Below are 18221 nucleotides of genomic sequence, written 5' to 3'. Positions count from 1 at the left end.
TTTCGTGTGTCAGGCGCGGGTCACTGCGTGACGCTCGGGGCGATGGCGGCCAGGGTGCAGTCCTGGCCGGGGCGGCACTGGACGGCCAGGGTCACGGCGCGGTCCTCGGCTCCTGCGCCGCCCTTGTTCCAGGCGATCTGCTGCTTGCCGTTGACGGTGACGACGTAGATGTACGCCTTGGTGATCGCGGACGGGTCCTCGGTCAGGGCCGCCTTGAACGCGGAGGGGAAGTGGCCTTCGGTGACCGTCGCGCTGGCGTGCTGGGCGTTGTCGGCCATGCGCGACCACAGCGTCGGATCCGGAACCTGAGCGGTGACCGACGTCCAGTCGGCGTACGTGACTTCCTTGGTCATCCACGCGTTCATGCCGGCGAGCTGCTGGTCGCGCGTCGTGTTGCGGGTGTCGTAGGACCAGAGCATCTGGGCGGCGGCCTTGGCGTAGGCCACCGGCTCGGCGACCTGCGGCGGCTTGGGCACCGACCCCGTCCCCGTGCCCGGCTTCGGCGCCTGCTCGGAGGGCGAGGCGCTGCTCGTCGAGGACGGCGTACCGGCTCCGGCTTCTGGGCCACTGCTGTCGTGGCCGGCGAAGAGCGCGACGGCTGCGGCGAGCGCCAGCAGGACGGTGAGGGTGATCGCGATGATCGCGATGCGGCGGTTGGCCGACCAGCCGACGCCGTAGGAGGACAGGGAGAGAGAGGGGAAACGTTTCATCAGTGGACCTGCGATCCCAGGGCGCTGAAGAACGCGACAATGCCATTGGCCGCGCCCAAGCCGAGGGCTGCGCCGGCGGAGACGAGTGCGCCCTTCTTGCCGTTGGCCTCGGCTTGGTGGCCGCCGGTGTGGTGGCCCCAGGCCCACACGCCGAGCGAGACGGCCAGGGCCCCGACGACGGCGATGATCCCGAACATGTTGATCGAGTTGACGACGTTCTTCAGCACGCTCAGGCCGGGAAGGCCGCCGCCCTGGGGGGAGATGCCGGGGTCGTAGGCGAGCCGGATGAAATGGTCTGACAGAGGCAGGGGCATGGGTGTGGCGGGACTCCTTGCGTGCGCAGGCCGCGTGCGGCCCGGCGAAGAGGGGAAGAGGCGAGAGGGGAAGTCGCGCGGACGGCGCCGAGAAGCGGCTGGCCAGGCCCGTGCGGTGCTTCCTGGCTGGTGGGCGGCGTCAGGTGACGCGGCGGGCGGCAAGAATCGCCCAGTCCTTCAGCGGGGTGATGCGGACCGGTTTACCGGTGCGGGGTGCCTCGATGACGAGGCCGGCCCCCATAAACATCCCGACGTGTTCGGGTACGGCGGCACTGCCGCGGCTGAAGATCAGGTCGCCAGGCCGTAGCTTGTCGGGCGAGACGGCTTTGCCCTCGTTGACCTGCGTGTACGTGGTGCGGGACAGGTTGATACCGGCCTTGGCGTACGCCTGCTGCGTGAGGCTGCTGCAGTCGCAGCGGCCCATCGGGTCGGGACCGTGCGCGGCCGTGCAGCTGCCGCCCCACTGGTACATCGTGCCGAGCTGGTGCATCGCCCAGTCGATGGCCGTACGCGCTTTAGGATCGGCGTCCTTCGGGATCGTGTAGCCCTTGGGCACGCTGCCCTCGGGGATGCGTCCGTAGGCGGATCCGTCCTGAGCCGGTCCGCAGCCGGGCGCTGGGGCCTTGGTGTCCTTCGCCGTGTCGCCGTCCTTGGCGGGCTGGTCCTTCTCCCCGCCGGGGAACGTGGCGGCGATGGCCTTCTGCAAGGCAGTGGCCAGCGGCTCCCACTGCGCGTACGCGTCCGGGAAGCCCGACTTCTGCACGGCCTGGGCGGCCTGGGTGACGGTCATCTGTTGCCACCCCTTGACCTCCAGCAGCGCCTTGTAGAACCGCTCGCTGGCGTAGACCGGGTCGCGGATCTGCTGGGCGGTGCCCCAGCCCATGCTGGGACGCTGCTGGAACAGCCCGAGGCTGTCGCGGTCGCCGGAGTCGAGGTTGCGCAGACGTGATTCCTGCACCGCGGTGGCGAGCGCGACGATCTGCCCGCGCTGGGGCACATCGAGCGAGCGGCCGGTGGCAACGATGGTCCGCGCGTTGGGGACCTGCTCGGCGGGCAGGGACAGGCCCTCGACCTTCACGTCCGTGCCGGACGCACCGTCGAGGATCTTTGTCACCTGCTGGGTGACGGCGTCCGTGTCGACGTCTCCCAGGCAGTTGCTGAATGAGCTGGTGGTTTCGGCGGCTTCGCTGGAGGCGGCGGCCACCATCATGGCCGTGCCGGCGAGCAGCATGGGGGAGAGGAAGACGACGCCGATGCCGGCGGCTATCGCCTTCAATCCAGCACGCCTCCCGGCGGCGGAGTGTCAGGCAGGGGAGGGGAGAGAGGTGTCACGAGGCGTCCTTGAAGGGTGAAGTCCTGTCCGCGCGGGCGTGCTTGGGCAGGGCCGCTGCGGCCGGAGGGGGGAGATCCGAGGTCCGGCGCACGCGGCGAGTTGCACCTCGCGATGCGTGCGGCGGTCAGGCTCAGGCGGAGCTGGGCATGGTGGACTTCGGTTCGGGGGGCGGGGGAAAGAGCCGTCGACAATGGCTGCCGGGCTCCAAAACCGTAGCCACAGATCCCCGGTGAGCGGCATAACGCTCTGTCAGGAAACAATTTCCCGGGAATTTCGCCCAACGGCACCGCTCCACCGGGAATCGTGCCCTACGGTTTGGGCTCCTCCCTCGCACACTCCGCATCGCGGACCGCGGGCATCACCGTGCCCGCGTCCTACCGCCGGGTTTCGTGTGCGAGCCGGAGCAATTCAGCCCACTCTCACCCGAGCCGATTTGGGGTATCTCTTTGTCTTTTTCCCTGCACCAGGGCGACGCGCTGAGCGTCCTTGCGACACTGCCGGACCAGTGTGTGGACTCCGTCATCACCGACCCGCCGTACAACTCCGGCGGGCGGACGGCCAAGGAGCGCACCAGCCGCAGCGCGAAGCAGAAGTACACCTCGGCTGACGCGCAGCATGCACTGCCGGACTTCACCGGCGAGAACATGGACCAGCGCTCCTACGGCTTCTGGCTCACCCAGATCATGACCGAGGCACACCGGCTGACGAAGCCGGGCGGCACCGCTCTGCTGTTCACCGACTGGCGCCAGATGCCGACGACGACGGACGCGTTGCAGGCGGCCGGCTGGCTGTGGCGCGGCGTGCTGGCGTGGCACAAGCCGCAGGCCAGGCCGCAGAAGGGCCGTTTCACCCAGAACTGCGAGTTCATCATCTGGGGCTCGAAGGGTGCCATCGACGGGTCCCGTAACCCGGTCTACCTGCCCGGCCTTTACTCCGCCTCCCAGCCCAGCGGCAAGAACCGCCAGCACATCACCCAGAAGCCAGTGGAGGTGATGCGGGAGCTGGTCAAGATCTGTCCCGAGGCCGGCACCGTCCTGGACTTCACCGCCGGATCCGGGTCCACCGGTGTCGCAGCCCTGCTGGAAGGCCGCTCGTTCATCGGGGTGGAGAAGACCCGCGAATACGCCGAGATCGCAGCCGACCGGCTGACCCAGACCGTGCAACAGAACCTGTCCCAGGACGACTTCGACCTGTCCGCCTAGGGCTTTACCGCCGCCCGGCACGGGCGATAGCGGACTGATGCCCCCGTCTGGCCCCGTGCCGCGCGATGCGTTGTAGCACCGGATCCCCGGTTAGCGAAACCGGGGGTTCTCCGGATCGTGGAGCCGTCATTCACACACCAACGGCTGCGGCTTCAAGGAGACCCCTTTCGTGCCCGAATCCATAAACACCCCTGACGACGGGGAAATGGAACCCGTCCGGCTGCCGGACTCGAATCTGGAGAGCGTCGAGGCCACCGTCCGCAAGCTCATGGAGCAGCAGGCCGAGCAGGCCCGCCAGCTCGACAGCCTTTCCGCCCCTCCGGACCCCGCGGCCTTCGCCGCGTTCGGCCTGCCCAGCCTGCCTGGGATGCCGGGAACACCGCTCCAGGCGCCGCCCGAGCCGCGCCCGATCCTGGAACTGGAGGGCGAGGAGTACGAGGACGAACTGGACGCACTGACGGACTGGGTCGACGGCTTCCTCATCGACACCTACGGCGCGGAGGTCACCACCGCCGCCCCGTGGTGCAAGCAGTGGCAGGAACACGACGACGTCGTCGCCTGGCTGCACGCCCTGTGGATGGCCTACCTGCAGCACAAAGACCCCGAGGCCGGGCCGTCCGGGATGTTCGTGTGGCACCGCGACTTCCTCACCCACTGCCTGGCCCACGTACGGGCGGCGGGCGGACCGCTCTCGGCCTGCCAGACCGACCCCGACCGCGACGCACACCGCCTGCTGCCCGGCCCCGCCTCCTCTCACCGCACCGTCCGTGCCGCCGCCGGCGACCGGCCGGAGCCCGGCAAGCCGGACCAGGCCGCCGGATGAGCGGGCCCGAGCACCAGCCCGCCTTCGGTCTCTCCTTCGACCCGCGCGCCCTGACCGACCTCCTGGCCGCCCCAGGCGACATCCGCGACCTGGCCCTTGCCCAGATCCAGGACGTGGTCAACGCCCAGCGGTTCGGCCCCAAACTGCTCGGCGAACTCGCCGACTACCGCAAGCTGTACGTCGACAGCCGCAAAGCCTGGCGCATCGTCTACGCCCAGCGCCCGGCCCCGCCCACCTCGGCGCACCGCACCGAGATCCATGTGGTGGCCGTACGCCCGCGTGACCGCCACGAGGTGTACACCGTCGCCCGCAAACGCCTGGGCATCACCCGGCGCCCCACCAGTGCGCTCGCTCACGCCGCCCGAACGAGCTCTCCGCAACTGGAGGCCCGCCGCGCACTGCCCAAGCCGGGTCCGCCGCCCTCCGCAGTGCCTGGTCTGCCCCGCCCCGCCCAGCTCTCGACCCCGAAGGACCGCACTCTTTGACGACCCCCTTCCCCTCCGTCCCCAACGACCGCACGGCCGCACCCACCGGATTCGGCATCCCCCAGGACAACCCGCACCACCGGACCATCACGCACCCCCGACGCCGCGGCAGGCAACTAGACGTGCAGATGCTCCCCGTGGCCGGCGTTGAGCCGACCCGCTACCGGGCGGGGAAGCGTGAGCAGTTCACCGACGTCTTCCTCCTGCGGGCTCCCGCCGGCGACGAGCTGTAGGAGGTCTGCAAGTGCCCCGCAACACATCCGTGCCAAAGGCTCTCACCCAGCTGGACCTCCGGATCGAGGCGGCTGTCGGCCACAGCATCGACCGCCTGTGGCAGCACCGCGACCGCGACCTCCTCGACGAACCGCACACGCGCCTCGTCGACGCACACCGCGCCCTCGTCCAGGCCGAGCTGAGCGTGACCGTCTACCGGTCCCAGCTCAACAGCCTCTCCTCCGGTGAGTACCCGGTGGACAGCAAATGGTTCGAGCGCATCGACCGAACGATTGACCTGCTGGAAGAGGCGGCCCGCACCCGGGATGAGCGGCAGGCGCATGCTGTTGCCGCGCTTGAGCCCGTCGAAGCCGCCGCCCGCGACAAGGCTCCCCGCAAGGTGCCCGACCTGCCCGCACCCGACGTTGCCGCACTGCTGGCCATCACCCAGGGCGCCAAACTCCACCGGAACCTCCTGACACAGCAGATGTACGTCGTCACCGCATCCGGCACCCGCATTCCCTACAGCCAGATGCAGCGCCTCGAAGAACACGGCCTGGTGGACCGCGACACCTCCCACCACGTCACGGCAGGCCAGCCCGTCACGCTGACCGACACCGGCCGCGCGGCCCTGACCGCCCCGCGCTCGACGTCGGCACCGGGAGCCGCTCCCGTGCCTAGGCCCGGAGCCTGGCCCGCGGCTGCTCCCGCCCGCCGCTGAACACGCACACCCCGCCGGCCCCTCCTCCCCCCGAAAGCCCTATGCCCTCATCTCCTGACTTTCGCCTCGACGGCTACAACGCCGTCAACGACCGTGTCGCCGAGCGGTTCTGGCAGCACATCGAGATCGAAGAAGGCGACCTCTCCGTGCTCGCCGAGCACCACACCGACGACCAGCGTCACAGCTACTACGTCATGCACAACGGGGCGGTGACCTGGGGCATCCCCGGCGAACCGCAGCTGGTGGCCCTTCACCTTCAGCGCGACGTTGAGGCCGCCACCTTCCGATTCCAGCACGAGCAACTGCCCTTGGTGGCCATGGCCCAGAGCTGGCTGATCGCCCGCGGCTGCCCGGAGGAGGCCATGGCCCTGCGCCCGGGAATCGGTGCGGACCCCGCTGACGAGGCCACCAGGGCGCTGGAGGCTCGCCTCACCTCGGACGGCGACCATTTCGCCCTGGTCACCAGCTACACCTCGGACGATCCAGACCGTACGCAGATCACGGCGCTCCTGGCCGCCATCGACGAGAACGCGCCGCAGCGCTTTCGGGTCCTGCTGGAAGATGTCGACACGGAGAACTGGACGCGCACCCTGCGCGAAGGCAGCTTCTCGACCTACGAGGAGGCCACCGCCTGGTGGCAGGCCCACTGGTCCAGCGACGGCGTCCCCCTGCCGACCGCCCAGACAGCGGCCCGGCCCAGCGCACCGTCCGCGATGCCCGGTCTTCCTGCGGCTCCCACGTCGCGCACAGGCCCAACTCGCTGACACCACAGCCGACTTCCCTCGGAGGCAGCACCTTTTCGTGAGGACTCCGAGAGGCGCCGGCGGGCGGCGAAGCGCGAAACATAGCAGCACATCCCCGGTTAGCAAAACCGGGGATTCTCCGGACTCTTGAACCACTGCCCGCACGGCGCCAGCCGCGGGCGTGTATCCGCGTCCCTTCACTCTTTCCTGGAGGTCAATTCCTCATGCGCTCATCCCGCATAGCCGTTTCTGCTGCCGTTCTCGGCGCACTGGCCCTGCCGCTCGTCGGTGCCACGTCCGCGAGCGCCGCACCCGTCCAGGCGCCGGCATCCGCACCGACCAGCCGCGCGTGTGACCGGCCCGGACCGTGGGCCGTGCACACGCAGGCGGTGACGATCCGCTCCCAGGCGAGCGCGAAGTCCACAGCCGTCGGCGTGCTCTACCGCAGCCACACGTTCACGGTCCACAAGACCAGCGGCAACTGGCACTACATCACCGACAGGAGCACGGGCGTAAAGGGCTGGGTCTCGGGCTCGTATGTCTACCGCGACGCCTACATGTGCCTCGACTAGTCGTCCGGACAAGCGAGTTCACCGAACTGCCAGCACCACTCTTCTGCCTTTGTCGGTGAACAGCGAATGCAGCGCCGTTGATTTGCCCCACGGATTTCCGAGGAAAGGAGCAGTGCCGTGCCCGAAGACGCCGACGATGTGATGGGCGTCATCACCCATCAGATCGAGGCCCGCTTCCAGATGCCGCTGGCCGACCTGCGACGGGCGGTGGCCGCCGCCCCCCGCGCCAGCGACGACGCGACGGTCGTCGTGAAGTGGTACGGAATGCTTGCCGAGGCCCAGGAAGCACTGAACAAAGCCGAGGACGCCCTCGTCGCGGCCCTCGACGCCGCCCCGGGTGACGTGCTGGACGATCCGGTCATGGCGCTGGCCCACCAGGTCAACGCCGCCGTCGCGGTACGTGACGGGCGGGCGATGGTGGTTCGCCACTACACCGACCCGAACTCCCCGGGCCGCCGGGGGCCCGGAGCATGGCGGGGGGCCGAAACTGCCCCCCGGCGTGGTCCGGCCCTGACGACGGCCCCGGCGCCGATCATGCCTGCGCCGGCCGTCTCTGTGCGAGGAGCGCAGAGGTGAGCGTCGTACACAAAATCACCAGCCAGGACGAGGTCCTGGTCCGCGCCTTCGGTGCCTCGTTGAGCGAGTTGTACACACAGGCCGCCGGCCCCGAGGCATCTGCCGCTCTCACGCGCGCCGTGGAGCTGCGCTCCTGGCTGGCGGTGGCCGAAGAACAGGTCGCCCGGGTCCGCGACCGCATCCACGACGCCACGGCCGCCGACCGCGACATGGGCGAACTGTCCGCCGAAGACCTTCGCTTCGACGCGCAGTGGCTCGAGGCGGCCCTGTCCGCCCGCGACGGATACGCCACCGCCCTGACCGGTCTGCTGAACACCATGCCGACGCCCGGAAACCGCCCCGAACGACCGGTGCAGCTCGCCCAGCCCAGGCTCCACACCACGCTTCCGCCCGCCCCGGCACCCGCCCATGTCGGGGCGGTGCGGGCCCGCCGCCCCTGAAAGCCCCGCCGATTGCCCCACAACCTCTCCCAGACCATCGCCGAACGCATCGAGGACCTGTACGGCCAGCCGATAGCCGCCCTCGAAGCCCAGGCCGACACCCATCCACGCGGCAGCATGCTCGCCGCCCTAACGAACAGCTACAGCGATGTGCAGCTCGCCGAGCGGAACATCGCCTTTCAGCTCCAGCGCTTGCGTGAATTCGCCCAACCAGAGCGCGAGATAGGCAAGTTCGAAGCGGGCCACCTGCTCGACTGCGCGCGCCGGATCGCAGAATCCGTCGCCACCCGGGACGCCCACGCCAAGACAGCCAGCGCCGTCCTCGCCGGCCTGCACCGCGTCCCGGCCACACCCTCCCCGCCGTCCGCGGCACCCGCGTCCGCTCCAGCGACCGCTGCCACCCGCACCCGCTGATCCGCCCGTCCCGCCCTAGGAGTTACCCCCTTGGCCACCACCGGTCTGCCCCGCTCCACCCAGGTTGACGTCGCCCGCGTCACCGAGTCGCTGGAGATGATCGCCCCGCTGTGGAGCGTGTGGATCCTGATGACTCTTTCCGCTCAGCCCCTGCGCTACGCGGAGATCAAGCCGCGCCTGCCCTGGCTGAATGACGGCACCCTCCACCCCAAGCTGCGCCGTCTCGCCGACGCCGGACTGGTCGAGCGCACCGAAGTCTCCCAGGGCCACGTCACCTACGGCCTGACCGCACGCGGCACCGACCTGATGCCTGTCCTGACCGTGATCGCGGCCTGGGGCGAGACGTACCTGGAAAAGCCGGTGGTGAAGAACAAGGACACCGGAAAGCTGGAGCCGCTCGCCACGGTCGCGCCGGCGCAGAACATCGAGGATGCCCTCGCGCTGATCGGTCCCCGGCACGCCACGCCGATCCTGTGGGTGCTCAAGGACCGCGGCGCCTCCAGCGCCAAGGCGCTCTCAGCCGCGGCGATGCCGGGCTACCGGCTCAGCAACGTCTACCCCCAGGTGGACCGCCTGGTCGGGGACGGCCTGGTCCGCAAGAACGGCCGGGCCTACGAGCTGACCGCCACCGGCCACGCGCTCGCCCCGGTCTACCGGGCTCTGAGTGCCTGGGCCGCGGGACGCCCGCTCGACGACGCCGACACCCACCCCCTGTGGGGCACGGCCCCCGTCCCGGTGGTGACGCAAGCGGCGTCCGGTCCCTGGCTGACGACCCAGCCCCGCGTATCGGCACCTGCCACTGCCGTGACCCCAGCCGCGCACCCCGCCGCGCTCGCCATTCAGCCTGCGGCCTCATCGGCCACGGCCTGGAAGGGCGGCGACCTGTTCTCGCACCAGATACCGGCACGCCCCATCGCCCTCCCGCAGACGCAGGGGCCGCGCCGATGACCCACATCATCCTCGCCGACCAGCCGCAGGCACGCCGCGCGATCCGGGCATTGTCGCTGCCCGCACTGGTCCGCCTGGTCACCGAGATTGACGACAACGGCCCCATCAGCCGACGCCGCGGCAGCCTGCAGAGCGCCTTTGACGACCTCAGTGCCCACCAACTGCGCCACGCCATCGACCGGGCTCGCGAGTTCGGCCTCGTCTACGGCGACGAGGACGAACGAGTCCGCTACCGGCTCACCGACCGCGGCGAGGAACTGGCCGAGGTGTACGACACGGCCGCCCGTTGGGCCCGTGCCCACCAATTCCCCACGGCGGCCACGGACTTCGTCACCCGGGTCCAGCACACCCTCGACCTGCTCAGCCACACTGAGGCACTCGCACACGCCACTGCCCGGTCCGGTGACGCGAGCGGCATGCTCACCCCTGGGGGAGCAGTCCTTGGCCGTGACGCCATCGTCGCCCTCGATGGCCCGCAGAGCGCCTTGGGCGCCTGGCTCAAGTCACATGCGTACGCCCTGCACCACACGGCCCTCCACTCCTCCCTCGCGGCGGATGAGTGGGAGATCGCTGCGTGAGACCCAGTGCCGGGCCCCGGCATGCACGCCGACCGGCCCCCACCCTGCTGCGGGGCATCTACCTGCCCCGCAGCATGGATGCCGGCGCCTTCGCGATGACGACGTACGGGATCCCACTGCTGGTGCTCGCCACCACCAACTCCGCTTCCCTGACAGGACTGGCGTTCGCGCTTGAGTGGGTGCCGCGCCTGGGCGCGTTCGCCGTCGCCGGAGCGATAGTCGACCGCCACGGCACCACCCGCGTACTGCGCACGGCTTCCTTCCTGCGGGCCTTGGTAGTGGTGGCCGCCGCCTTCGCCCTGCCACAGATGGCGGCCGGGGTAGCCACCACCGCCGCTGTCATGCTGCTCGCCGCCACGAGCGGCGTGCTCACGGAGTTCTCCTACATCGCCGCCGAGACGGCGGGAGGCATCGCCAGCCGCCAGGCCGGCGAGCGCGCCCACCGGGTGCAGTCGGTGCTCCTGGGCATTGATCAGGTCGGCACTCTGGCCGGACCGGCTGTCGCCGGCCTGCTGCTGGAGCGGGCGGGGGCCGCCGGAATGCTCGTCACGATCGCTGTCTTCTCGCTCCTGGCGTGCGCCTTCGCCCCCCGGCAGTACACCACCCGGGCCGAGAAGCCGCAGCCGGTCCTGGCGGGGCTTCGCACCGGATGGACGACCTTGCGCGCGCTGCCCGCGCTGGGCTGGCTGGTGTGCGGACTGACCCTCTCTAACCTCGCGGTCGGTCTGCTTCAGGCCGCAGCCCCGGTGATCGTGGTGAAGGAGCTCGGGCACTCCAGCGCCGACGTGGGCCTCATCTGGTCGGTGGCCGCCATCGCCTCCCTGCTCACGGTCACCCTGTGCCGCCGCGCGATCGACCGTTTCGGCCTGTGGCCGGTCGGTGCGCTGTCCGCCACCGTCGCGGCCAGTGCGTGCCTGGCGGTCTCCCTCGCTCAGACCTACACCGCGTATCTCGTGCTCATCGCGGTGCTCATGGCCGGCGAGGGCGGCATGACAGTGGTGCTGCGCACCCTGCGCTCCCACCTCATCCCGCAGCAGGTGTTCGGCGCCACCCTCTCGATGACGATCCTGCTGCTCCTGCTGCCGTTTCCGCTGGCCGGTGTCCTGGTCGCATCGGTGCCGCCCGCCCTGCTCGGCCACGTGATCACCGCCTGCGCGGTTCTACAGGCCCTGGGCCTGCTCACGGCCTTCTCCCGGCTGCGCACCCTCCCTGTACTGCGCGCCTCGCCTGACCTCACCCCACCCCTGCTGTCCGCTCTCCCGGAGACCAACCCGATGCCCATGCCCGCCACCCAGGCCCTCATACCCGTCGCCCGCCCCTCCTTTCGCGCGGGATCCAGGCCCACGATCACCGATCAGTTCCTCGCTTTCGACGCCGCTCATCCCTACGTCTACCGGGCCCTGGAAAAGCTGACGGCTGAGCGGATGGCTGCCGGTGCCACCCGCATCGGGCTGAAGGAGTTGTTCGAGGCCCTGCGCTGGCGTCTCCCGCAGGGGCTGCGCGGGCTCAACAACAACTACACCGCGCTGTATGCGCGGCAGCTGGTCGCGGACCACCCCGAGTGGGCCCACGCCTTCGAACTGCGCCGCCGGCGCACCCCCTGAACCGCCACGCCGTAACCGAACTGCCCTCTACATGAACCTATTTGGAGCGTTCTTGCCCACGATCCTCGTCGTTGCCACCACGGGCCCGGAGGCTCAGGACTACCGCGGGTACTGCCTCGAAGCCGTCGCCCAGCGGTACGACATCGTCCTGATCACTCCCGCCGAACCCACGTGGGAGCGAGAGTTCATCATCGACTTCGAGATCGCCGATCCCGACAACGCCCAGGCATTGGTTGACGCAGGCCAGGCCCTCGCCGAGCGCCACGACCTGGCGGGGGTGGTGACGTGGACCGAGTGGTACTTGGCCCAAACCGCGCGTCTTGCCCGGCGTCTGGGCCTGCCGTCGAGCGGACCCGAGGTGATGGAGGGCGCCCGCAACAAGGCAGTGGCCCGCTCCCTCTTCGCCCGCCACGGCGTGCCCTCCGCAGCCTCGATGACCGCACATTCTCTGCTGGAGGCGGCGCTCGCCGCCGAGACGATCGGCTACCCCATCGTGCTCAAGCCCGCCGCCCGTGCGGCCAGCATCGGCGTCATCCGCGTCGACCGCGTCGAAGAACTCCCCGACGGCTTCGCGTTCGCCGCCGCCGGCGCACGCGACGGCATCGAAAGCACCAAGGTCCTGGTGGAGGAGTACCTCGACGGCCCCGAAGTCTCCGTCGAATGCGTCACCCACCGTGGCCACACCACCGCCGTCGCCGTCACCCGCAAGACCCTCGGAGCCCCACCGTTCTTCGAGGAGATCGCCCACAGCGTGGACGCCGCCGATCCGCTGCTCGACCAGGTCGCGCCCGTCGCCGCCGCGGCCATCAAGGCGCTCGGCATCACCGACGGCGTAAGCCACGTCGAGATGCGCCTCGTGAACGGCCGCTCCCGCCTGATCGAGGTCAACGCCCGCATCGGCGGCGACATGATCGGCCACCTCGTGCAGCTGGCCACCGGTGTGGACCTGGCCTGCGCCGCCGCCGACACCGCCTGCGGCCAGACCCCCGACCTCGCCCGCACCCGGCACAGCGCCGCCGCAATACGGCTGCTCTACCCGAACACGTCCGGCACCCTCACCCACTGCCACCTCGACGACGACTTCGCCACAGACGCGCCCTGGCTGGACCAGATCACCTTCCAGCGCACGCTCGGAGACACGGTCGCCCTGCCGCCCGACGGCGGCGACATGTTCAGCGCCCGCGTCGGATTCCTCATCACCACGGCGGCCACCGCGGCAGAGGCCCAAGAACGCGCCCGGACCGTGGAGGAACATCTCGACCTCACCACCGAGCCGCACATTCCCGGCGCGCGGTCCGCCCGCACGGGACACGCATGAGCGGCGGCCGTGACTACCCCTTCTTGGGCCTGCACCCCTTCGTACCGGCCGACGCCGCGTCCCGGCAGCAGTACGACGTACTGATCTCCCTCGGCGACCGATATCAAGTCCGGGAGACCCTCAGCACCCAGGACGCCCACCACACGTACGCCCTGCTGCTGGACAAGGCCGGACGCTGGGGCCTGGCGGGCGGCAGCCCGATCGTGGCCGTCCACGTGCTGCGCAACACCATCGCCGGGACCTTCCGTATCGAGCGCGCCGAATTGCCAACCCTCGCTGCGGCACAGGACTGGTTCGAGCAACGTGAGATGGGCAACCACCGGATCCTGAGCGATAGCTATGGCAGGCGGCCGGCCGACGGCCTTACCGAGGCCATTGACCATGAACGCGGCCGACACCACCCGCAGTACGACCTGACCAAGGACACGCTCACAGGTCCCGACCCGAGCGACACCTACTTCCTGTTCGAGCCCTCGGGAGCCGCCACTACGGAAGTGCACTGGCTCATCCAGCACAGCCAACTGGGTGACGGCTTCTTCAGGTTGCGCGACGTCCTCCTGCCCAGCGCCCTGGCCACGCACCACTGGCTTACCGACCACGGCATCATCCGCACGCCACCGCGGCGCTCCCGAGCCAGACTCGCCACAGCGCCCAGCGCCGCGCAGTCGACAGCGCGCCGGACTGCCGCACGCCGCTGAGCCGCCGAAGGCCGCACACCTGCTCACACCCTCACGACCGCACCCGCCCGCTCGGCACGCCAAGCGTCCCGCGCTGGAGCGCGGCCATCCGACCGGCCCTGCCCAGCCCGCCGCTGGCCCTGCCCGGCCTGCGCCGATGACGCCGGGCGCCATCCCTATCGGAGCCACCTCGTGTTGATGCATGCCCCCAAATTCTTCGCAGAACTGTGCCTCCCCTTCGCGCACAGCACCGTTATCGGCAACACCTACTACGCCACCCCCGTTTCGGGGGCACCGCTGAGGCTGAGGATCAGCTTCACGCAGACCGTCCACGCGGACACGTACGGCGGCCTGCGCCTGGCGATCGTCCATGCGGACCGAGGCGAGATCGACGCCGTGGCGCTCAACTTCGTGGACCACGGCACCTTCCACCGCCGAGACGAAGCCCAGAACACCCCCGAACGCAGCAAGCAGTACGGCACGTTCGGCCCGTACGGACCCGTCGGCCGCCCGCCCTGGGAGGGCGCCGTCACCGGCGGGCTCCGCGACGCCATCGAGCAGTGCACCGCCGTCTGGTTCCCCGGCGCATGGCAAGCGCCCGCGCCCCACCGCACCGAGGGCCGTACCGCCCACTCCACCCCCGCTCCGCCACCCACACGCGGCGCCGCCCGTGCCGGCTGAACCTCTCCTCACCCCCGACAGACCCGCATCAACCTGGAGTTCCTCCTTGCCTACTTGCTCCGCGCGTTCTCTCTCCGCTGTCGCCTTCACCGTCGCCACTACCGTGACCGGCACGCTGGCCTGGGTCCCTGCCGCTTCGGCCCATGCCCCCGAGCCCACCCCGTCCGCCCCGGCCACGGCCGCCCCGAGGAGCATGGTCGAGTACGGCGGCATCAAGATCCTCAAGAAGGATCCCGGCGGTGACCTGATGGCCGGCGCCGTCTTCGCTCTCCTCAACTCCTCCGGCAAGGAGGTGGCCGACGGTAAGACCGACGCGGCTGGCCAGCTGGTCTTCAAGGACCTCGCCGCAGGCGTCTACCGCCTCAAGGAGACCAGCAGCGGCAGCCCAATGCACAACACCGTCGCCGACCAGGACGTCATCGTCACCCCCGGCAACGGCACACCCCTGACCGTCATCGATCCCTTCAAGCCCGCCGACTTCACCGTCACCAAGACCGACAAGGACAGCGGCAGGCCGCTGCCCGGCGCCGTGATCAACATCATTCCGGCGGGCAATGGCGGCGACCCGGTGACTCTGACTACCGGCAAGGACGGCACCGCGAAGGCCCAGCTCCCGGTCGCCTCCCGCAACGGCACCGCCTACACCGCCACCGAGACCAAGGCCCCCGAGGGCTACCAGCTCGACTCCGCGCCGCAGAAGTTCACGGCCAAGCCCGGCTCACCCATTGCCATCACCCTCACTGACACCAAGAAGGAGAAGCCCACCCCGCCTCCCACCGTCCCGCCGACGGTGCCGCCCACGAAGCCGCCGGTTACCCCGACGGACAAGCCGACGCCGCACACCACACCCTCACCGTCCGCGCCGGCATCCCACACGCCGACTCCGGACGAGACCCCTGCGGCCCCCGAGACCCCGGCCCCGGAGGGCTCCCTCGCCCACACCGGTGCTGACGCCACTCCGTGGCTGCTCGGCGGGGCCGCGGTTCTCCTCGCTGCCGGCGCAGGTGCCGTCCTGGTCGCTCGCCGACGCCGGTCGGACGACTCCGACCACGACGGCTCCACGGAGAGCTAACACCCGCCCCCTTCGAACACAGCCCCCGGAATTCGCCTCGCGAATCCGGGGGCTTCGTCGTGCCCGGGGCACGCATCGGCAGGCCGTGACCTGCGCACGGTCCGTCCCTCCAGGGTGATTAGGCTGCGGCGGTGACCGAACCCTCGCCGCTCCCTGGCGACCCCACCGAGCTGCACCTGCGTTTCGTCTACGCCGACATGCTCAGCGACACCCCGCACGCGGACACCCTCGAAGAGTGGCGCGTCGAGGTCCTCCACCGGCGCCGCACGCACGACAACAGCCGTTGTCCGACCGCGCCCGGTGAGTGCGAAGCGGACCATTGTCCGGCGCACACCTTGAGCGACAGCGCCGTCGGTTCTATGACCTTCTTCCGCGTGCACTTGGACCGCGGTCGCAACGCGTACGCCGCGCTGGCAGATGAATCGGAAGACCTGAACGAGATTGCACAGGTCCTCCTCGACCCCGTCACCGGCTACTTCACTGACGAGGTCAGCGAACTGCTGGAATACAGCGGATCAGCCTTGCTCGTCATGGACCGGGTCACTCTGCGCGAGGAGTGGCGTGGGCAGGGCCTGGGCACGGTCCTCGCCTCGGAAGCCATCTTCCGGCTCATGCCCGGGTGCCGGGCCGTCGCCTGCGCGCCCGGCGTCACCGACCTCGGCAGCCGGAGCTTGAAGAATCGAGCTGAATGGGATCGCGTGAACACCAAGATCAGCCATGGGTGGAAGAGCATCGGGTTCCGCCTCTACCGCGACAACATTTATCTCCTCTCACCCGTCTCCGAGGACGTGGAGGAGCAGCGTGGCGCACTGCGCGGACGGCTCGTGGAGCTGGCCGTATCTTGGCGTACGGCCGTCTCTTGACGGGCCCGCCGCTACGACCAGGACCCCTAATTGCCCTCGCCGTGAGCTGTGCCCGTTCACCGAATGGAACGGGCACCCACGGGACAGTCGGTGCTCACTACTTCCTACGGAACACGAGACCTGCCGCGCTCGAGCCAGCGGTCGACCCACGTGGGCACAGAGAGGGCAAGGCGCTGTTGGGCAGCGTAGGTCGCTGGGCGCCGGTCCCGAATTTGTTTCAGGCGGTCGCCGCAGCGCTGGATGGCGCGAACTTCCAGCACTCCGCGCCACTCGGCCTGGCCGACGGTGACGGTGGTGCACTGGTCGCTGTAGCCGGGCGGCAGATAGCAGGCGCAGTGTTCGTCCAAGGGGGTAAGGGGCAGGCCCCAGCCGGGCGCCGCGAGCAGTGCCATCAGCCGCCGGTGGCCGGTGGCGCCGGCGCCTTCCGCGAACGTGGGGTCAATGATCCAGCGTTCGCCGCCGTTGCGTTCGTGGTGACCGAGCCAGCCGGTCACGGCCAGCGGCGTGCCCAGGGTACGGATCAGGCCGATCCGGCGTAGCAGCCCGCTGGTCAGCCAGGCCGATGCCGCGGCGCCTCGGCGGCCCGGCCGACGGTAGGGACGCTCGGCCTGGTGCCACCGTGCTGGCTGGTCGCGGTGGCACGGGGTCATGCCGTAGGCGCCCAGTTGCCGATCCTGGACGTCGACGGCGCGCAGCCAGTCGTCGGGGTCCAGACCCAGCAGAGTGACGGAGGCGGATGTGTCCAGCACGCGCAAGACCACCTGACCGCCCTCGACGTGGGTACGGGCCCCTGGCACCCCGTTGACGTCGCCATACTCGTCGGCGCGCGGCAGTAGTGCCTCAGCCAGGTCCAGGGCCTGGGTCTCGTCTGGGTCGGACCGCTCGACAGGGTCAGCCTCGAAGCGGATCAGGAGGCGGTCGGGTCGCGGATCAACGTATTCGATGCCCCAGGGGTGCAGCGTGGTGATCCGACGCCAGGCCAGTGCGGCCATCACCCGGGCCTCCAGCAGCAACTGGTCCGCTCCCGGTTGCGGGATGAGCAAAGAGCCGGGCGAGGCGGCTTCAACCCGGCGCCGGGCGGATTGCCAGGGCAGACCGGTGTACAGACGCAGCAGTTCGGCGCGTCGTTCGACGGCGGTTGTCTTCATAACTCGAAGCCCCTCAACACCGCGCGGCTGTCCCGACACAGCCCGCGGCACAGAGCCACGAGGAACAACCGGACCATGCAGCGGTACCGGCCGAGTTGGCTTCTCCACGGCGTGCTCGATGTCGGGTCAAGCACAGGGCACGGACCCCGCCGGGCCCATGGAAATTCGACCACATCGGGCGAGGGCCGGGTCCCGTCACGGGCATGGCGCGCCGTCTCGTCACTCCAATGCCGCCCTACACGTGTCCAAGGGGCAGTTCGCCGGGGGCAGACAGGAAAGGGCACGAAAAGACTGGTGCAAGCCGCCAGGGGCATGTCAACGTAGACGACCTTCCCCGAAAAAACACCAGGTCAGAGAGGTGATGCCTGTGACCGTGGATGCGTCCACCCCTGGATTCTCCATCACCACCGAGGCCCTGCGTCTGCGTTCGTGGCAGTTGGGCCCAGGCCAGCCGACGCTGGTCACCGACCTATTCAGCGCCGAGTTCTTCCACCTCGTCGTGGACGATCGGGCCGATGTCCACGTCAGCAGCGAGGACGGGCGTTTCTACCTCGGATGGTTCCCGCTGGGGCGCCCTGGCTCCGACGGCGACGGCTGGGCCCTCGCCGTCACCGGCACTGCCACAACCCCCGGCTACCGGATCCGTTTCGACACGGAGACGCCGGCGGAGATCGTCGCGGCCACGGTGCAGCGCGTGCTGGCCACGTCCCGGCCGCTGTGACCCCGCTGCCACCGCGCGGCTCGGATCTGCTGCTCGGCCACGGCACGTACCCTGCCCTCGTCCCC

General features: G+C 69.9%; 23 protein-coding genes and 1 pseudogene. 20 read left to right on the top strand and 4 right to left on the bottom strand.

Translation table 11 applies throughout. The features are described from left to right. Window positions 1-20 precede the first annotated feature (20 nt). From ACGFW5_RS01455 to ACGFW5_RS01445, 3 genes are all read right to left on the bottom strand, one after another. Window positions 21-713 (bottom strand): hypothetical protein, encoded by a 693-nt coding sequence (locus ACGFW5_RS01455; protein ID WP_393832346.1) that lies wholly within the window; start codon window positions 711-713, stop codon window positions 21-23. Continuing rightward, window positions 710-1024, bottom strand: a complete 315-nt coding sequence (locus ACGFW5_RS01450) for a DUF6112 family protein (protein ID WP_364130696.1) — start codon at window positions 1022-1024, stop codon at window positions 710-712. The genes ACGFW5_RS01455 and ACGFW5_RS01450 overlap by 4 nt, the downstream gene beginning before the upstream one ends. Before the next feature lie 139 nt (window positions 1025-1163). Next, a complete protein-coding gene (locus ACGFW5_RS01445; protein ID WP_393832093.1) occupies window positions 1164-2300 on the bottom strand; it encodes a C40 family peptidase in 1137 nt (378 codons plus the stop codon). A 503-nt stretch (window positions 2301-2803) separates the two neighbouring features. Here ACGFW5_RS01445 and ACGFW5_RS01440 point away from each other — a divergent pair. The 19 genes and pseudogenes from ACGFW5_RS01440 (at window position 2804) to ACGFW5_RS01350 (ending at window position 16287) form a co-directional block, all read left to right on the top strand. Beyond that, entirely contained in the window at window positions 2804-3559 is a 756-nt protein-coding gene (locus ACGFW5_RS01440) for a DNA-methyltransferase (RefSeq protein ID WP_393832092.1), read from the top strand. Window positions 3560-3764: 205 nt separating this feature from the next. Then, window positions 3765-4382, top strand: a complete 618-nt coding sequence (locus ACGFW5_RS01435) for a DUF4913 domain-containing protein (protein ID WP_393832345.1) — start codon at window positions 3765-3767, stop codon at window positions 4380-4382. Then, window positions 4379-4867 (top strand): hypothetical protein, encoded by a 489-nt coding sequence (locus tag ACGFW5_RS01430; protein WP_359830838.1) that lies wholly within the window; start codon window positions 4379-4381, stop codon window positions 4865-4867. Before ACGFW5_RS01435 ends, ACGFW5_RS01430 begins: the two co-directional genes overlap by 4 nt. Then, window positions 4864-5100 (top strand): hypothetical protein, encoded by a 237-nt coding sequence (locus ACGFW5_RS01425; protein WP_393832091.1) that lies wholly within the window; start codon window positions 4864-4866, stop codon window positions 5098-5100. The genes ACGFW5_RS01430 and ACGFW5_RS01425 overlap by 4 nt, the downstream gene beginning before the upstream one ends. A gap of 11 nt (window positions 5101-5111) precedes the next feature. Continuing rightward, on the top strand, window positions 5112-5801 hold the full coding sequence (locus ACGFW5_RS01420) for a hypothetical protein (protein WP_393832090.1): 690 nt from the start codon (window positions 5112-5114) through the stop codon (window positions 5799-5801). 41 nt (window positions 5802-5842) lie between these two features. Next, window positions 5843-6565, top strand: a complete 723-nt coding sequence (locus tag ACGFW5_RS01415) for a hypothetical protein (protein ID WP_393832089.1) — start codon at window positions 5843-5845, stop codon at window positions 6563-6565. 203 nt (window positions 6566-6768) lie between these two features. Then, a complete protein-coding gene (locus ACGFW5_RS01410; protein ID WP_359830850.1) occupies window positions 6769-7116 on the top strand; it encodes an SH3 domain-containing protein in 348 nt (115 codons plus the stop codon). Between the two features lie 117 nt (window positions 7117-7233). Then, window positions 7234-7692 (top strand): hypothetical protein, encoded by a 459-nt coding sequence (locus ACGFW5_RS01405; protein ID WP_393832088.1) that lies wholly within the window; start codon window positions 7234-7236, stop codon window positions 7690-7692. Further along, window positions 7689-8132: a hypothetical protein gene (locus ACGFW5_RS01400; protein ID WP_393832087.1), complete on the top strand. Its 444-nt coding sequence runs from the start codon at window positions 7689-7691 to the stop codon at window positions 8130-8132. The genes ACGFW5_RS01405 and ACGFW5_RS01400 overlap by 4 nt, the downstream gene beginning before the upstream one ends. 12 nt (window positions 8133-8144) lie before the next feature. Further along, window positions 8145-8546, top strand: coding sequence for a hypothetical protein (locus tag ACGFW5_RS01395; protein WP_393832086.1), 402 nt, complete (start codon window positions 8145-8147; stop codon window positions 8544-8546). Window positions 8547-8576: 30 nt separating this feature from the next. Then, entirely contained in the window at window positions 8577-9494 is a 918-nt protein-coding gene (locus tag ACGFW5_RS01390; RefSeq protein WP_393832085.1) for a winged helix-turn-helix transcriptional regulator, read from the top strand. Continuing rightward, the gene (locus ACGFW5_RS01385; RefSeq protein ID WP_393832084.1) at window positions 9491-10072 is read left to right on the top strand and encodes a regulator; all 582 of its coding nucleotides are present in this window, start codon (window positions 9491-9493) and stop codon (window positions 10070-10072) included. Before ACGFW5_RS01390 ends, ACGFW5_RS01385 begins: the two co-directional genes overlap by 4 nt. Beyond that, a pseudogene (locus ACGFW5_RS01380) lies at window positions 10069-11295 on the top strand (MFS transporter); the annotation flags it as partial. The gene ACGFW5_RS01385 and the pseudogene ACGFW5_RS01380, both read left to right, overlap by 4 nt. 57 nt (window positions 11296-11352) lie before the next feature. After that, window positions 11353-11676, top strand: a complete 324-nt coding sequence (locus ACGFW5_RS01375) for a hypothetical protein (RefSeq protein ID WP_393832344.1) — start codon at window positions 11353-11355, stop codon at window positions 11674-11676. Between the two features lie 52 nt (window positions 11677-11728). Then, window positions 11729-12994, top strand: a complete 1266-nt coding sequence (locus ACGFW5_RS01370) for an acetyl-CoA carboxylase biotin carboxylase subunit family protein (protein WP_393832083.1) — start codon at window positions 11729-11731, stop codon at window positions 12992-12994. Continuing rightward, on the top strand, window positions 12991-13692 hold the full coding sequence (locus ACGFW5_RS01365; protein WP_393832082.1) for a hypothetical protein: 702 nt from the start codon (window positions 12991-12993) through the stop codon (window positions 13690-13692). The genes ACGFW5_RS01370 and ACGFW5_RS01365 overlap by 4 nt, the downstream gene beginning before the upstream one ends. A 177-nt stretch (window positions 13693-13869) precedes the next feature. Beyond that, window positions 13870-14352: a hypothetical protein gene (locus ACGFW5_RS01360; RefSeq protein ID WP_393832081.1), complete on the top strand. Its 483-nt coding sequence runs from the start codon at window positions 13870-13872 to the stop codon at window positions 14350-14352. A gap of 103 nt (window positions 14353-14455) precedes the next feature. Further along, entirely contained in the window at window positions 14456-15424 is a 969-nt protein-coding gene (locus tag ACGFW5_RS01355) for a collagen binding domain-containing protein (RefSeq protein WP_393832080.1), read from the top strand. Between the two features lie 131 nt (window positions 15425-15555). Continuing rightward, the gene (locus tag ACGFW5_RS01350) at window positions 15556-16287 is read left to right on the top strand and encodes a hypothetical protein (protein ID WP_393832079.1); all 732 of its coding nucleotides are present in this window, start codon (window positions 15556-15558) and stop codon (window positions 16285-16287) included. A 104-nt stretch (window positions 16288-16391) separates the two neighbouring features. On the opposite strand, the gene ACGFW5_RS01345 is transcribed toward ACGFW5_RS01350, so the two are convergent. After that, complete coding sequence (locus ACGFW5_RS01345; RefSeq protein ID WP_393832078.1) at window positions 16392-17435, bottom strand: hypothetical protein; 1044 nt, start codon at window positions 17433-17435, stop codon at window positions 16392-16394. A 361-nt stretch (window positions 17436-17796) separates the two neighbouring features. Between ACGFW5_RS01345 and ACGFW5_RS01340 the strand changes: the two genes are divergently transcribed. Beyond that, a complete protein-coding gene (locus ACGFW5_RS01340; protein WP_393832077.1) occupies window positions 17797-18156 on the top strand; it encodes a DUF317 domain-containing protein in 360 nt (119 codons plus the stop codon). Window positions 18157-18221: the final 65 nt, after the last annotated feature.

It is taken from the genome of Streptomyces sp. NPDC048416 (genome assembly GCF_043200435.1).
GTDB lineage: Bacteria > Actinomycetota > Actinomycetes > Streptomycetales > Streptomycetaceae > Streptomyces.
Note: the sequence above shows the minus strand (reverse complement) of the source record. Positions and strands in the feature narration are given on the sequence as shown.